We start from the raw sequence: 16,888 nt of genomic DNA, 5'->3' as shown, positions 1-16,888 counted from the left end.
CTCGAGCTGGCTTCTGTGTCTTCGTCGGGGGACGCTTCGGCGCGTTAACCTTCCCGTCGCACCGGAGGCCGACGGCCGTTGTGTGCACGCTCATCTCGCCGCGCCAGAGGATGTGCATCTCGTGGCAATCGGGGCATTCAATTTGCGGCAGGGACACAGTCTGGTTCCTCACGATGGTGAGGCTAGGCTAATGCCAGGAACGCGCCGGACAGTTCGAAACAAACCTCTCGCTCGATCCAGAAGTCACGCGGGTGGTCGACTCCACACGGATCGATGTGGCGGGGCCCCGCCTGATCTGCAAGCTCAAATCGAGGCTCGTCACCAGGGTTCGAAGAGACAATCTTCTCAACCGCGGGGTGGCGGCGGCGAGCACGTGCCCCGAGCTCTGTACCTCTAAGCCAAAATGACCCAACTTAGGATTCTGCCGACCCACTCCGCGGAGCCGCAAGTTAGTGCAGGGGATCGGGCAATTCCCGATCCATTGCCCGCAACCGGAAGAAGCACGCGAGAAACCTGCCGGACGTCGGGTCCCGCCTGCAGGGCGCTGCAGTAACGACCCTCTAAGTAGTGCCATAGAAGCGTCTAAGTCCCGGGACTGGCCCGGATAGCGTTGGAACCTACCGAAAACCTGGAGGTTCGAAAGTGTTCGAAGGATGGGACTGGGCCAACCTCTTGTCGGGGGGCGCTGGTGCAGTGCTCGGCTCTATCGCGTCCATCGGGATTCTGCTTGGCACAAACTGGTGGACGAGGCGGATGAGCCAAGAGGCATTAGCAAAGCAGGGACATCAGTTCGAGCTGGAACAAGCCAGCGCCAAGCTTCAATTCGCTGAGGAGCAGGCGGAGTCTCGTCGGCAGTATGAGCAACAGCAGATCTCGGGTAGGAACATGGCGCGTGAGTCCCGAGAACTGGAAGTAGTCGCTGAACTGTTGACGTGGTTGCAGGTGCAGCATCATCGGGCTCCGCTCTCAAGCGACCTAATCCCTGATTTGATGGCGATCTGCAATCGCCTGACCCTCAACAGCAACGAGACGGTTGCCGATGGATGGCGCGCGCGGGTTGGTGAAACCCACACGCTTCGTGTGGAACGTCACCCGATGGCTCACGCGCTCGTCCCTTGGGCATGCGCATACACGGTATCCCAAACCTTTCCTGACACGATGTCTCTACCCTGGCGGGACTCGGACGACGCCGGAACTGTCGTCAGCGAGCTGTCCTGTGCAGATAGCTTTCCGCGCGATGCGGGAATCGCAGTAGAGAGAGTCTCTCGGCAGATGCTTCGTTGGGCGTTCCTCACGGACGAGCAGAAGATCGCGCTTTTTGATCCTCTCGTCAAGAGGGCGAAGACTGGCGTCGAATCCGTGTTTGCCGCAGTCAACTACTCTCTCGGTTGGGACGGAGGCGCCGAGCTGCCGTATTGGCGCCTGCACGGTAGCGAAGGGATCACCGACATGCTGGTGATCATGAGAGAACTTGTCGATGTGGGAGATCATGACGCTCTCCGGGCTGTCCGGCTGAGGAGTGTTGAACTGGGTGGGGAAGAATTTCGGCCGAAACATCGCCCTGGAATGGGAATCGTCATTCGCGAACCCGAGCAGGATGCGGGATTCGCTCCGTTGACGTATCTATCTTTTCCGATAGACGAGCCCGACGAGGATGATGGTGACTTTCACGCGAAGGAAAGGGGCCAAGAAGGCTCAATCGCTCCTCTGTAAGCCGACACATCTTCTTGTGACGGGGCCACTCGCGGTGTCGCGCAGTATTCAACGTGTAGGCGTCAGCCGGCTATCGGTTTCACGCAATCACGGCGGCGGGCAGCAAGGGCTTGTGGAATGGCGGCCGTATCCGAGCGGCGACCGTGCTCCGATGGACCGTGTAGAGGCAGCCGGCGCTGCCCGGGGAATCTCACGTAGAACGGCTGCGTCGGACCAAAGCGCCGGGGCGACGACGGGACACCGGGACACCGGGGTCAAAGGGCGCTCCAAGCTGACCTTCGCTGGCCATGTGTTTACGCTCGTCGCCGCTGCATCTGAATGACGTTGTCGGTGCCGGTGACCGCCGTGCTCCGCTTCTGCTCCTCAGCCAGCTCCTTCGCCTTCACCGTCCTCGCCGCATCCAACAGGTCCCAGGCGCCGTCGCCGGTAACCGAGATGCCGCGGGCTCCGGAACGCCGGGTGCGACCCTTCACCAGCATGAACTGCGTGCTGAACGCCACCCGCCCGATCGCAGCCTGCGCATCGTGGAAGAACACGACGTTCGACACAGGACCGGTGCCGTCGTCGAGTGACACGAACACGGTTCGCCGGCCGTCCCGCATCGGTGGAGTGTTCGTCGCCCGACGGACACCGGCGACCAGGACCTCGGTGCCGCCGGGCAGCTTGCCGAGCTCGGACGCCGGCGTCACACCGAGCTTCTTGAACAGCGAGTAGAACCGCTCCATCTGGTGGTGCCCGACAGCCAGTCGAAGGTCCCGCAGCTCCAAGTCTGTCTGCGTGCGGCCGCGGAGATCCATGGACGTGACCGCACGGCCGAAGTCAGGCAGCGGCAGCTCAATGTCGAACGCCAGCTGGTTCTCGCCGACGGCCAGCGCCTTGCCGGCCAGCCCATGCAGGTGCGCGAGCAGGTCACTCCGCCGGCTCCGGTCGTAGCCGATGAACGCGTCCAGGGCCCCGACCCGGGCCAGCGCCTCGAACGAACGCCGGCGGGGCCGCACCCGGTCCCGGAAATCTTGGAGGGACGTGAACGGCTGGTGCTCGGCGATTCGACGTTGCTCTGCGGCGCTGCTCCCGACCAGCTCGGGGAGCGCCAGGCGGATAGCGAGCCGGCCGTCGGTCAGCTCCTCGACCCGGTAATCGAGCGCGGACCGCTGCACGTCGAGCGGCAGGATCGGCACGCCGAGGTTCCGGGCCTCGGCCACAATCAGGTCCTTCGGCCACATACCGGGATCGTGGGTCAAGAGGCCGGCGAAGAACGTGGCCGGGTGATGGGTTTTCAGCCAGGCGCTCTGGTACGTGGGCAAGGCAAACGCGGCGCCGTGCGCTTTCGCGAACCCGAAGCTTCCGAAACCCGCCAGCACCTTCCACGCGCGGTCGATGACCTTCTGGTCGAAGCCGCGGGCCGCCGCCCGCTCACGGACGTAGGCCTCGATCTCGGCGAGGTCGTCGGACTTTCCCAGGTGCCGGCGGAACACATCGGCTTTGCCCATCCCGCAGCCCGTCAGCTCGTCGAAGAGCCGCATCACCTGCTCATGGAACACGACGACGCCGCGGGTCTCCTGCAGGAACGGTTTGAACCGGGGATCCATGTAGTCGGGCGCGACCTCGCCGTGGCGTGCCATCAGGTACTGCAACGGCATGTTGTTCTGCATCGGGCCCGGCCGGAACAGTGAGATTTCGACGGTCAGGTCGTTGAACTCTCGGGGCTGCAGCTTCCCGACCAATTCCATCTGACCGGGGGACTCCAGCTGGAAAATGCCGAGAGTGCGGGTGGAGCAGATGAGGTCGAACGTCTCCGGGTCGTCCAGCGGCACCCGGTCCAAGTCGATGTGTTCACCGGTCAGCCGCCGATGCTCCTCGACGGCGAAGGCCATCGCCGATTGCATGCGGACGCCGAGAATGTCGAGCTTGATCAGGCCCATGGGGTCCATATCGTGCTTGTCGTACTGGGACATCGGCAGACCCATCCCAGAGGCCTGCACCGGCGTCCGGTCGAGCAACGACGTATCTGAGAGGATGACGCCGCACGGGTGCACGCTGATGTGCCGGGGGAGCCTGTCGAGCTTGGCGGTGAGGTCGACCAGCTGGTCCAACTGGCTGGATTCTTGGACCGCGGCCGCGAACTCCGCCAGCTCCGGCTTCTCCTCGAGGGCCTGCCGGAAGTCGCGGGCGTTGAAGCGCCACATCTGCTTGGCGATCGCCGAGATCTCATCGTCCGGCATGCCGAGCGCCATGCCGGCGTCGCGCACGGCGCCGCGGCCGCGGTACGCGTTGGTCATCGACATGAGCGAGACCCGGTCGGCGCCGAAGGTCTTGAACACCTCCCGGTAGATGTCATGCCGGCGACTGGATTCGACGTCAAGGTCGATATCGGGCAGCGTCTGGCGCTCGGGACTGAGGAATCGCTCCCAGATCAGCGAGTTGGAGATGGGTTCGACAGATGAGGTGCGAAGGGCGTAGTTGAGGACGGAGCCGACGCCGGAGCCGCGGGCTTGGATGCGGATGCCCATGTCACGGATGAGGTCGGCGACACGAGCCACGGTCAGGAAGTACGACGCGAATCCGAGATGCTCGACGGTCTCCATCTCGTGGGCGAGCTCGGTGTGCGCGGCATCGACGAGTTTGGTGCCGGCGTACCGGTCGTCGATGCCATGCCGGGCTCGGGCCCACAGTTCGGCGACCGGGTCGCCGGCGATCCCGATGACCGAGGCTTCCGGCATCCGCGGGGTGCCGAGACCCAGATCGTGCGCTGGGTCGAGCGTGCACCGGTCGGCCAGCTGTCGGGTGTTCTGAATCAGCCGGTCAAGCGCGCCAGGTTCGTGGGTGCCAGCGTCGACGAGCATCCGGCCGACACGTCGCATCTCGCGCTCATCCTTCAGGTACGCCTGGCCGTTGGATTGCGGCTGGCTGAGCTTGGCCAGCGGCACCAGGTGTCGGGTGGCGTCGGCGAGGTCGGCGGTCGCCGCTTCACCGGGCTCGGAGTAGCGCACGGCGTTGGAGAGGACGGCCGGCACACCCGTGGTCGTGGAAAGGCCGAGCATCCGGGTGGCTGGGGCCACGGACCCAGGCTGGCCGGCCTCCGCCAGGTGGCAGACGACTTCGAGGGTGACGGAGGCCACCGGCATGACGCTTAGCCAATGTCGAAGCCGGCCCAGGGCGTCGGCAGTCTCCCGGCGTTCGATCGCTGCCCCAACGTCGGAGAGGTTGCCAAGGAGCACGGTCAGACGGCCGTCAGCCGCCAGCTCAGCGAGACGCCGGCGGTCCATGCTCGGCACTCGGCCGGCTTCGTGTGCTGTGCTCACAGCGCGGCAGAGCGCACCGTAACCGCGGCCGTCGCCGGTGCCCATCGCCAAGACCGTGACCCGGCCAAGTGAGCGGTGTTCATCGTCGTGCACCGCGAGCTCGGCGCCGAGCCCCGCCTGGATCCCGGCGGCCTCGCACGCACGCACGTGTTTGACGCCGGCGTAGAGTCCATCATGGTCGGTGAGCGCGAGGAAGGTGGCGCCGTCGGACACCGCCTTCGCAACGAGGTGCTCGGGCATCGTGACGCCGTTGTGAGTGGAGTAAGCGCTGGCCACGTGCAGGTGTGGGAACGTCATGGCAGCGGATACCCATGCGGACAACGGCGAACACGTGCGTGCCAGCCGGTACAAAAGCTCGGTGCCATTGTTCACCTTTCCAGTATCGAATCTTTGTTCGACATTTGGAAGAGTAAATCGAGCCGCTGACATGTCCTTGCACGTTCGCATGGGTTGGTGTCCACACTTCGGGCAGGCCTCGGATCGCGCCAGCTCGAACTTGGGCTTCAGCGGTCGGCACGCGTTCCGCTATCGACCCGAGGTGACGAGGGCCGGGTCATTCACAGAGGTGGTCCCGGTAAGAACCCGCATAGTATGCGATCTCAACTGGTCACCATTCAGCTTCGAATGAGTTACGGGCAACCGCGAGCAACGCCTGGTCCTCCCGAAGATGATCCACCGGTCGATCTTCTCCGTCGAAACTGGTTATGGGCCCGATCAGCCACAGGGCGACACTCGCGTCGTCCCATCCGTTCTGTCGCGCGAGTTCAAGGAGTGGCTGAATCACCGGCAATACGGTGCCGTGGTCGTCGAATTGATATCCGGGGTAGCGGTATTCACCGTCTCGATATACGCCGAGGAGACCCGCTCGCTTCACGGCCGATCCCTGACGGTACGTGCCGGCAATCCCGAGACGGTTCGTGACCTCCTCATCCGTGAGCATGCCGAACTCGGCTCCGAGTCTGGCCCAGGCCGCCGCTGTCGCCTTGCGACTAAGGACCAGTTGGGGTGACGCGGAGGTTGGTCCCGGCTCGTTCCGTGCTTGATCTCCCATGAAGCCCTCCACCGGCATCGTTTGCGTGCAGCCTACTCGGCGACCGCCCACTGCGGGTCTGGTGGTGAGGCCCAAGACGCCGGATTGAGCGGAGCTAGCCAAGGCATCCTGGGTTGTGCCAAGCCTTGCCGACTTGAATGGCAATCGCCTGTAGCGAGCGCCGTGCTTGTGGTCTTCGATCGATTCAGTGCTGAACCGAACTCCCCATCTGGCCATCAAGCCGCTCATCGTCTCGGAGCGCTGATAGGCGTGGATAGTGCGCACGACAGTGTTTCCGCCGCGCCGGCCCATTGCGGTCCGTCATTCGCACCGACCGGACCGAAGTGCTCTCCTCGAAGCCGGGCACGGCCAATGTTCGGCTAGCGATGGGCGCCGGCGCTGAGCCGGACATCGTCCTCGTTGGCCAGACTGAGCGGGGCGTCGGCGCCTCAGCGTTTCGCGGAGGGGACGGTCAGAGTGGATGATGGATCATGACCTCCATCCCTGATCTGTCCCTCACGGGTGAAACGCAGGTTGCGGTCGCCGGGGATTGGCACGCAAACATCGGATGGGTGCAGCAGGTTTTCCCCTTTCTCCGCAGGGCAGTGCCGGGCATTCGAACCGTTCTCCACCTCGGTGACTTCGGGTATTGGGGGGAGCGGTCCGGTCACGGGTTTCCCGAGACCGTCTCGTATTGGGCACGCGCGGCGGGTATCGAACGAGTCCTGGTCACACCTGGCAACCATGAACATTGGTCGTCGTTGGACTCGCTTTTCGCGGTGTCGCCCAATCGACCCGTACAGATCGCCGAGCGTGTACATGTGCTGCCGCGCGCTTTTCGCTTCACTCTCGCTGGGCGCACATTCGCCTCATTCGGTGGCGCTGCCTCCCTGGACCGCGACGACCGGGTGCCGCTCAAGACCTGGTGGCCGAGCGAGGTGCCGACGGAGGCGGACGTCACGCGAGCGATAGATGGAGGACCAACCGAGGTCCTGCTCACCCACGAAGCCGTGGACGGCGGAACCGAGCTTGTCGAGCGGATTCTCCGGTCAAATCCCCTCGGCTGGGACGAGGCTGCTATTGCCTACTCTGCGCTGTCCCGCGAGCGCGTCACTCGAGTGTATGAAGCGCTGCGTCCCAGGGTCTTAGCGCACGGTCACCTGCACCTGAAAGACGAGCGAACTTCCAAGGACGGGCGGAAGATCTACTCCTTGGGTGCTGACGGTCAAGACGGAAACCTTGCCGTCCTGCGACTTGAAGACCTGCGATGGACGTGGCTCGGCGACCCACGGGCCTGGAAGCGAGAGCGCAGCAAGCTTTGACGGCAGGCGGATCGTCGGGCGGTTCTGCACTGCCCGCGATAGCGGGCCTGAGCAAGGACTTGTCGGTCGCCAGACCGAACGGGCGGCCGAGGACTGAGGGGGTCAAGCGGACAAGCCGAGCTGACGAACGGGTTCCGACCAGAACGAGAGCGTGACCGGCAACGGGCCTCTTCCAATAACGACACCGCGCATGCGATCCGCGAGCTTCGCTCCGTGCAGCCACTGGCCTCAGACACGTCGACAGGGCCAGTCCGTTCGCTGTCCACTTCCCTTGGTGATTCCTCGGCCTATGCGCACAATGGGCATGAGTTGCGCTCCTACTCGTCGGCAGAGCTCGCGCAGCGGCCTCTTGGATTGCCCGCGCTGTCGAAGCTCGAGGCCACTCTCGCTGGACGAGCGGATCCGGCGGAAGGCGACGTCGGCACGTGCCGTGACCCAATTACACGTGCAGCACGTGGGAAGGTTGCGGCTTCGCTCGGCAGCAATCCGTCATCGCGCTGTCGTCCGTGTCAGCAAAATTCAGCGGTTCAGCCATCCACGCAGGGGGCTGGCGTAAGCGCGCCACCGCCACCGAAATGCTGAGAACGAAATCGACCATTGACCAGATTGGGATCGGCGACCGCGGCCTTCGTTCGTTGGATCTTCGGACCGTCTAAAGGCCCGCACGTCGCCCGCGACGGTGGCGAGGGTATGTGGTTTGCGCAAGCCGGAGATGAGAGCGACGGGCTGCTGCTGCTGCTGCAGGACACGAGTGCCTAGACGCGGCAGTTCGGGTGCGCCGCCATCTGGGTGCGGGCAGTCAAGCAGTGGCACTAGCGACCAAAAACGTCAGTAGAGGTGGTTGCGCCAGGGGCTCAGTCGATCAGCACCATGTGCGCGAAAGAAATGGGAGGGAGTAGGTAGCGGGGTATCCGTGACGGCGTGGGCGTTTCTCAGCGCTTTGTGGACCGGGTCGGAGCGTGTCTTGGATTGCTGAGTGTTTCAGCAGTATTCTGACGCGAAATGCGCAGCGGCGATTGCGGTCCGTGACACGCCCGGATCCGGGGTAGTCAAGATCTGCTCGGTGAAGACGGATACGATTTAGTCATCTTCTTCGGAAGGTGCAGCACAGGCTCCCGACGATTCGGGAATCAAATTGCGAGTAGTCCTCTTCTGTTTCGGTCGCCAAACTATTCTTCAGCAGGAGAGGTGTGTCGGCCCGTCGGTTACAGCCGGGGGGTCGACATTTTAGTTTGAAGCTGCTCTCTCTCCTTGACAAAACTATGCCGCAGTGAGCGTCCCAATCTTCCGGATCTCTCCGTCAGCGGGGTTGAGCGTTGTCGACACGGGATGCCCTAGCCAAATGCGCTGAGCGCCCACCTAACGCGATGGTCGGAAAGGGAAGGCCGCTGTCCACTTTGATGGTCAGTGGGCTTGCAGCAAGCTCACAGGTCCCGGGGGAGCGCCCTGCGTGGCGCGAGCCCTGAATAGTCTCTTCGACTCGCGATCCAACCCATCGCTTGGGGCTGCGGCCGTTACAGCGGCGCTACTCGCGCTCGGAGGGCTCACCGCACCTTGACCCGTGCTCGACCTGCAGGATGCAGCCGTGAAGGAATGCGATCGAGTCTCTCTCCGCTGCCAGGTCTCGCGTGGTCAGCGGGGCGTTCGCAACTAGCCCGTCGGTCTAGGCGCAGATGCCGATGGTCGACGACCATGCGATCATGCCGCAGCGACACGCTCTGTTCAGTGGAGCATTGGGGCGAATCTGCCGATTACCAAGATTACCAATGATTACCAAAACCCTGGGAACCTCAGACACCTTGCAAATACAGGCATCCAGGCCTTATCTACCTATTCTTTACCAAATTACCAATATCTAAATAGATATATAGATAAGGATCTCCAAGAGATACAGTCCGTAGCTGCCTTCTGTCTGTGTGGAGAGTAGGTCTCTTCTGGTGGTACTAGTACACGCTCCACTCCCGGGTAATCTGGTAATCATGTGTCAGTTCCGCTAAAAATACAGCGCCTGATCAGCATGTTTGTTGATAAAAAAAGATTACCAACGGCTGGTAATCGGACGGTAATCGTGGGAACTTCAGGTCCATTTGCCTCTCGAGGCGGGCAGATTCACTCTTACTACCCTTGTTTGACGCGCGCGACACGTGCCTCCGCGAGCTTAAGCGAGCGGTGCGAAGCTAGGCGGTACCGCTGCCGATTCGCCAAACAGGAAGCTGAGCCTGTGTCATCGGGCACACTTGAAGTGGGGGTCAGAACCGCTGATGTCTCCCGGTGATGCAGCCCAGTACGTGGACATCCGCCGGCAACCATGGAGGAAGGCGTGCAGAGCGCGATGCCTGAGGCACTCCCAAACAATCACTCCTCGAACGACTGGAATCCAGACGAATACGGGTCCCGACTCTCCGCATCAGGCGCAGGCTTGCTGGCAACGGGCGTCGCGCCATTGGTTGCTGTCGCTCGTGGATATCAAACCTTGGCGACGGACTCGGAAGTTTCGGAGTTCGCAAAGCTCCACAGCTTCGGGGCCCGATCACAGCTCAAGCACCGGTTGCTTCTCGAGAACACGAAGGATGAGGCCACGTTTATCCCGTGGTACAGCGTCGGCAAACTCATTCGAGCGCAGCAGCCAGCCGGCAACAGCTGGCCCGATGCTTTGCAGTTGCGCCCATCAGCTCGCTTCGAGAACGCGACCGGGGTACTCACCGAATACGTGATGGCGTCCGGGTACGAGTCGGTGCTTGATGCGCACCCCGCCACGCCGCACGAGTGGCTTCAACAATCACCCAACCTGCTCGTCGCTGAAGGGACAGTTGCGGGGGACACAGCTCTGACCGCATTGCTTCGAGAGCACGGGATGGATGCTGAACTGAGGGGCGTGTCTGGATCACGGGCAGAGGCCGCGCAGCGCCTGCGCGACCTAATGCTCCGGGTCCCTCAAGAGCATCAGGTAACCATTCTCAACATGGTTGGGGCTCACCGCTGGAATGGAAAAACTGTCTGGGACGAGTTGGAGCTCCGCGGTCGAGAGGTCGTCCTCGCCCTGGACACCGACCCTGCGTCGGACTGGGGCGCTTGGACGAACCTGGAAGACTTCAGGTCGTTCCTAACTGGTCGTGGTGCATCCGTGCGCTGGGTGGATGTTGCATCCACGGCCCACAGCGGCGCTCCCCTGACCGTCACCGATTCCAACGGGGAGCACGCGTGCAATGCTGCTCTTGCCGAGGGTCGCGGCCTCGTCAGTTTCTTTGCTGATAGCGGCTCGTCGGTAGGCCTATTGCTTGGTCGAAGCGGTGACTTGCCTATCAAACCCGCCCGCAAACGTGCCGATGCGGCTATTGGTCAGTGGAAGGTGACCGAAGACGGCAACGCCGTCGAGCTATTCGCTGTCCATTACCCCGACCAGATTGCCTCGTGGAGAATAATGACGCGTTTAGGCGGGCGCGTTTCCGCCATCGAGGTACACCGAATCCCGTCGGACGCAGAGGCCCGCACTGGAATCTTCGGCGCCTCAGATCACCCGGGTCCCCACGACGAAATGCCCCCACACGATTCGACATGCCGAGTCGAGGTCCAATGGCTGGCAGTCGACGAAACTGTGAAGACCGCGTCCGTCACCGGGCCAGCGGCCTTGTTAATGCGCAAGCCCAAGGAATGGGATATAGCCAAGGGCCATATCCCGAACGAGCTGCTCGCCGAACCTGATTGGCCACCGCAAGGCATGGACTGGTTGAAGGCAGTCAAGAGGAACAACGAGACTCCGCCTACGCGATCGGTAAGGTGGGCGACGATGGGCTGGGTTCCGGTCGAGGGCAGCTCAGTGTGTTCTTTCATTTCCGGGCGCACCATCATCTCCCCGAATTCCGTCGATCGGCAGCGTACCCTTGCCGGCGTTTCAGACTTAGTCCTCCCAGGATCATCTGGCTTTAGTCTGCCGCCCATGAACGAAGACGTGATGTCGCCGTCGTGGATCCGTCAAGTGCGCGACGACCTGATCGCCGTCCGCGAGGCGTATATCAACAATGCGCCTTGGACGGACGCTAACGTGGGCGCGGTCGTGCTCGCTGCGGGTATGCGCCCGGCGGTGCCCGTGACCTGCACCACAAGCATTTGGCTGCAGGGTCCGCCAGGATCGGCCAAGAGCTGGACGGCATCCATGATGCTGGCTTTCCATCAAAATTCCCAGAAATGGACTGACAAGAGCCTGCCAGGTTCGATGAAGGACACTCCGACTGGAAGCGAGCAGGCTCTGGCACAGAGCAACATATGGGTCATGGACGACCTGGCCCCGTCGCCCAGCCGGCAGAGCAACGATTCGGAACAGCGCAATATTGGCGAGATCGTGCGCTCCGTGTACAACCACTCTGCCAAAAGGCGATCTGGCGTCGACCTCAAGGCCCGGGAGCTCTTCGTACCTCACGCACTCCTCGTCGTCACGTCAGAAAACGAGCACAGCATCAACTCAGTCCGTGATCGCGCCATCATCGTCGAGTTTGGAGCCGATGCCCTCCGTAGCGACGAGGCTCGCGACCAAATGGTTAGATTTCGCGATCACAACCGTGCGCCAGGTCGCCTTCTCGTGGCGGCCGTCCAGGCCTATCAATATCTCGCCATGCGGGATGGCTGGGCACCGTTGGTTGAAAGCCTGCGTGGCGTTTCATACGACGGCGGGACGCTTGGTGAGCGCTGCTCTGACGTCTCGGTCATGGACCAGTACCTTCGGGTTGCGCGAGACGTGCTTTCCCGCGTGAAGGCCTCGGGAAAATCTGACGCACGTCATGTCGAAATGGCCGTTGATCTGATGCTCGGACTGGATCCGTTGAAGAATCTGGCCGAACTCGTCGGCGACACCGAGACGGCGGATTTGCTGGACGTTAGCCGAAGTGACAGCCTTCCCGCGCGGGTCGCAGCATTTGCGGCATCGTCGTTCCGTAGTCAGTTGGGTGCGACACCAGGCCTTGTCTTTCTGGAAGCAGTGCGGAACATACTCGCGGCGGGCCAAGCGCACGTGGAGAACGCGTCGAAACCGAACCTGCCACCTCTCCCCGAAGGTGACGTGTTCGGCAATCGTGCTCTCGGCTGGCAGCCGGATGGAAAGGGGATTCTGCGTCCGCTGGGAGAGTCGATCGGTGAGTTGAAGAAGACACGTGGGGGCGCCACCGACACGATCATGCTGCACGCTACGAATGCCTTCAGCAGCGCGCAGCGCCACCACAGGAAGCTTCTGCCCGCGGGATCCTCTGCGAGGGCTGTATTGGAAAGTGTCTGGGGCGAGAAGCTAACTCACCCAGAATGCGAACGGGAAATCGGCCGTGTCGATATTAAGTACAAGGTCAATGGCCGCCAACGCCGAGGTGTCCCCATTCAACTGAATCAGATCCTAGGCGAACTAGCGGAACCAGAGCCTGCTTCGGCCTAGACGGGCGACCAAGGGATCGGTTTGCTTGTCTGGGTCTCGTTCGAATCCGAATCGGAACTGATCAACGCGCTGATATTTCTTTGTCGGCCCGATGGGAGGGGATAGTGCACCGATGTCGGCGGTGTGCGACCCGATAGGCAGCGGATCTGTACTCTGGCGGAATGAGCTTCAACGACAAGACGCCGAGTGACGACTCGAGGGACGAAGCCCGCAAGCGGCGGGCCGAGGAGCTCGACCGTATCATTCCTGGCCTCTCTGGTGAGCAGATCGCCCACGGCGTGGACCGGTGGTGCTTCATGCTCGGATCGGGGACGTCGATGGATGACGTGGAGCGCGGCATATTCGATGAATTCCGAACCGGACTGGGCTACGGCTTTGGCGGGCACTCCGAGCGGGTCTAGTCCACTCGGCTGCCTGTGTGCGAGCTGCGGCTCCTGACGTAAACGTCTTCATCGGCTACTGCGACCAGCGTTTGGCATCCCGCCGCGCATCCGAGATAACCCGCTGCGCGTGACCCTCACGGAGCATCGTCGCCGCCGAATGACCGCCGTACCGGTCCACGGGCGAGTTCAGCCACTGGGCGTGGCCCCAATCGTCCTCTCCGGCTTGACGCAAGGCCGACAGGACCTCGCTCAGATGCGGCAGTAACTCTCCGGCATGGAATTGAAACCGAGGGTACAGAGAGCTCCCGTCGTCCGTGACTGTGCAAAGGACTGCACCGCTCTCGACTTGGCGGCACAGCGTCTCCGGGGTGATGCGAAGGAGACGAGCGACGCCCAGGTCGTCGTAGAAAGGCCCAACGAGTGCGTCCCAAGGGTGCGATGGCCCCCTCGATGTGTCGCTACGCGGCGGATCGGTCATGGCCGGATCCTACGCCGACCTTCCGTCCTCTGTCATCTTCGTCATCCTGTTGTTGTCACCGTACTCGCACTGTGAGGGCAGGACCGCTCTGCACGAGTGTGTCGAAGGAGCTGGGTTGCAGCCGCTCGGTTGGGGAACCCATGTCAGCGCCGCTGGCCTGCGCTGTTCACTTAGCCTGAATCGACGGGCACTCAACGAAGATCCCGGTTGGCAACTGGAAATGTACGGGGGAGTGCTGCTACCCGAGCGCTACAGCGGTCACCGGTATCTTGCCCACGTCGCAGTGTCCGCGGCCTTATCAAGGGTGGGCAAGGAGGGCCACGTTCCCAGGTCGTTTGATGCCGCACACGTAGATGGCATGCACTCCTACATCAGCTATGCAGACGCGCACCCACGCAATGGTCGGGGTCAGTTCCGCGAGGAACGACACAGCCCGCCTGAACTCCAACTCGAGCGTGCCCGGAACGAGGTCACTGACGAACCCCCGCCCCCGCCGCAGCCAGTAGTGTCGGCTAGCGGCTCGCCAGAGAGGTATTCGGTACCGCATGACGACGAGGCGAAGGAAGACATTCGGGTGAGGTGGGGAACTGAGCTCTGGGCACCCAGCTGGAGAGACGCGGCGGGGGCAACGAGCCGCGCGAGGAGCGATCTCTACAGGAAGCTTGGGCTGGCAGGGATCGACACTTGCGAGACCTTTGACCGGATCGCGCGACTGGATGAGAATTCCAAGGTGTTCGCTCACATCGACGACTGACGCGTGCATGGGAGTAACGGGTTGCAGTCCGGTGAGTGCCGGCCCTTCTTCGGCTTGGAGCTGCGCGTCGGGGGAGGCGGAGGACGGGGCCCGATGGCCCCTCCAGTCGCGGCGCGTTTGGCTCCCTCGACGAGACCCAATGTACGAGAGTTCGAACCCGAGGTCAGGTGGACCAGATACAAGGGCTGCCGATTGAAAGTGGAGCAAGACCAAATATTCGAAACCTAATGACACTGCCTCAAGCGCCGCACTGGATTGGCCGAATGGACGAGACGTGTGGGACCAAGTGTACGAGCGGCCCCTCGAAGCATTTAGATCTCGTACCAACGGTGCCGGTGCCCCAAAACAGCCGTTGCGGCCGTTGAACCGTTGGAAGAAGACGGCTTTCGTGCATCTGGTCTTGGTCCCGATGGCCGAATCTCGCATGTCTGGTTGGCCTGTTCTCGTACTTCTGGTCCTGGATGGCGGCCAACGCCCTTACTCACAATTGGTCCTGAAATCGACCTGACTATCTGGACACGATTGCCAGACCCTAAGGCTTGACGCTTTGGACAGTCACACATCTTGTCTTGAGACGATGCAAGGCCGAATCTCGTACTTTTAGTCTTTGTCCGGCGCTTGACCTGCGCCCGGGCCGATGTTCGGACATTCTGGGAGCGTCTCGCGGGCCCGGCGGGGGGAGTCCTGGTCGCGACCGCCAGAGCACAAGCACGGAAGAGACGGGCTCCGACTCAGCCCATTCTCACTATGCCCCCAAGATTATTACCCCCGCTTTTGCAGAAAAGCACTACTAACGCCCGATCGGTCGATGCTCGAAAGATTGGGAGCAGCGGACTAGCAGAGGTCAATGACTCGTCTGCGCACAGCCTGCGCATACTGGGAGCCACACCACGGCTGTCGCGAGTCGCTCTAGCTTGCCCGCTGTGTAGGTGCGGCCGAGCCTGGTCCTTCCTCGCCCCAACGAACGCCGAACCCCATTGTGGCGAGATCAGTCAGAACTCCGCCCCTGTTCGTGACGATGCCGACATCACTTGTATTTGTGGCATAACCAGGTCCAATTGTATTTGTGGCAATGCCGGGTCCAATTGTATTTGTGGCAATGCCGGGTCCAATTGTATTTGTGGCAATGCCGGGTCCACTTGTATTTGTGGCAATGCCGGGTCCACTTGCATATGTGGGAATGCCAACATCCCGCGTATTTGCGATGGTGCGTAGTTCTTCGGAAGCCCTACTAGCGCCCGGCTGACCAAACCTCTGGGCGCCGGGCACAAGTGATGCTCGGGCCCCCGAATCGCAGTGGACGACCGTTGAGCCCGTCACCCTATTGGCTGGCGTCGCCATCATGATTTCGGCCGCCGCCGTCCTCTCTGCGACAATCTCAAGACCGTGCATACCCGCACGCGGCTGACAGTCGCTCTCGGCTGACAGCTGACAAACGGGTGCTCGTGAGTGCAGCCGCGGTCTGTCTTGTCGGTGGTGGCATCACCTCGAACGACGAGCTGGTCTTCGAGTCGTACGCCGGCCGTTGGACCGACAGCAACCGGGCAGCCCGCCGGCAGCTGAGCTTGGCGCTGGACGGCGCCGACATGCTCGTCACGTGCGACGAGCACTTCCAGCCGACGTTCGCCATCGACCAGCCCGGCAACTGGGGTATCCCAGTGCACGACTTCCGGTACACACTGACCATGGCCAAGATGGCGCAGCACGCCACCGAATACCTCGACCGGCAGAGGGCGGTATACGCGGCCTTCGACAGCGAGTTGGCGGCGCCGATCCTGCACCGTCTGTTCGCGGGTCCCGCGGACATGCTCGCGTACGACCTTGAGATTCAGGCTGCGTGGAACGGCCGCCGACACTTTATGACCCAGCTACTGAAGGCCATGGTTCGCGACGATGTGGTGAGCCGAATGCGGGCGAACCCGGTGCCGCCCGATCCCGAAGCAGTGGTCTCACCGAGTGCCATGCGGCTATGACGGCCACCGTCATGCACGGGCTTGAACCCGTCTTCTGGCGTACCCGCGCAGACGGCGCTGGCGTCGCCCACCTGTTCACAGCGCACAGCGCTGTGTGCGGGAAAGTGGCGTACTCGACCCGTGCGGAACGCAGCATCTGGGCGCATTCGGCGACGCAACCGAACGCCGTCTGCAAGTTGTGTGGCAAGCACCGCCTAAGCCTGGGCGCTCTGTCGCAGAGCTCCGTCGCAGCCAGGCCCGGGTGGACGCTCACCGCTGTCACAAAGTTTCTCGGGGCGCCTGACTACACGAAGGACAACCCGCACAGCAAGCGCGCGGCGCCGATGAAAATGTTCGCCGTCACCCGCATTCACGCTGTTGAAGCGTACGGGAGAGTTCTGCGCGTTCGCCACCAAATCGTTAGTCCGCAGTAAGTCCGCGCTGGCGGCAGCAGACACCAAACGTCAGCAACTCCTCGAGCACATCCGGCAGCTGCAGGTCAGCGTTCCACCCGTCAGCATTGGCCAAGCCCGGAAAG

Annotated in this window: 9 protein-coding genes; 7 read left to right on the top strand and 2 right to left on the bottom strand. The window is 62.4% G+C overall.

The features are described 5' to 3' along the window. Window positions 1-642: 642 nt before the first annotated feature. Entirely contained in the window at window positions 643-1,713 is a 1,071-nt protein-coding gene (locus tag E3T61_RS03155; protein WP_134639441.1) for a hypothetical protein, read from the top strand. Between the two features lie 293 nt (window positions 1,714-2,006). Here E3T61_RS03155 and dnaE read toward each other — a convergent pair whose 3' ends face one another. Both dnaE and E3T61_RS03145 read right to left on the bottom strand, forming a co-directional pair. Continuing rightward, complete coding sequence (gene dnaE, locus E3T61_RS03150) at window positions 2,007-5,312, bottom strand: DNA polymerase III subunit alpha (protein ID WP_166793127.1); 3,306 nt, start codon at window positions 5,310-5,312, stop codon at window positions 2,007-2,009. Window positions 5,313-5,622: 310 nt separating this feature from the next. Next, window positions 5,623-6,330, bottom strand: coding sequence for a hypothetical protein (locus E3T61_RS03145; protein WP_134639439.1), 708 nt, complete (start codon window positions 6,328-6,330; stop codon window positions 5,623-5,625). Between the two features lie 206 nt (window positions 6,331-6,536). Between E3T61_RS03145 and E3T61_RS03140 the strand changes: the two genes are divergently transcribed. The 6 genes from E3T61_RS03140 (at window position 6,537) to E3T61_RS03120 (ending at window position 16,371) form a co-directional block, all read left to right on the top strand. Beyond that, the gene (locus E3T61_RS03140; RefSeq protein ID WP_134639438.1) at window positions 6,537-7,367 is read left to right on the top strand and encodes a metallophosphoesterase family protein; all 831 of its coding nucleotides are present in this window, start codon (window positions 6,537-6,539) and stop codon (window positions 7,365-7,367) included. A gap of 597 nt (window positions 7,368-7,964) precedes the next feature. Continuing rightward, window positions 7,965-8,126 (top strand): hypothetical protein, encoded by a 162-nt coding sequence (locus tag E3T61_RS21830; protein WP_166793126.1) that lies wholly within the window; start codon window positions 7,965-7,967, stop codon window positions 8,124-8,126. 1,561 nt (window positions 8,127-9,687) lie between these two features. After that, window positions 9,688-12,783 (top strand): hypothetical protein, encoded by a 3,096-nt coding sequence (locus E3T61_RS03135; RefSeq protein ID WP_134639437.1) that lies wholly within the window; start codon window positions 9,688-9,690, stop codon window positions 12,781-12,783. 161 nt (window positions 12,784-12,944) lie between these two features. Continuing rightward, window positions 12,945-13,184: a hypothetical protein gene (locus E3T61_RS03130; RefSeq protein ID WP_134639436.1), complete on the top strand. Its 240-nt coding sequence runs from the start codon at window positions 12,945-12,947 to the stop codon at window positions 13,182-13,184. 458 nt (window positions 13,185-13,642) lie between these two features. Then, a complete protein-coding gene (locus E3T61_RS03125; RefSeq protein WP_134639435.1) occupies window positions 13,643-14,398 on the top strand; it encodes a hypothetical protein in 756 nt (251 codons plus the stop codon). Window positions 14,399-15,843: 1,445 nt separating this feature from the next. Beyond that, window positions 15,844-16,371, top strand: coding sequence for a hypothetical protein (locus E3T61_RS03120; RefSeq protein ID WP_134639434.1), 528 nt, complete (start codon window positions 15,844-15,846; stop codon window positions 16,369-16,371). Window positions 16,372-16,888: the final 517 nt, after the last annotated feature.

The organism is Cryobacterium lactosi (assembly GCF_004403945.1).
GTDB classification, from domain to species: Bacteria; Actinomycetota; Actinomycetes; order Actinomycetales; family Microbacteriaceae; genus Cryobacterium; species Cryobacterium lactosi.
Note: the sequence above shows the minus strand (reverse complement) of the source record. Positions and strands in the feature narration are given on the sequence as shown.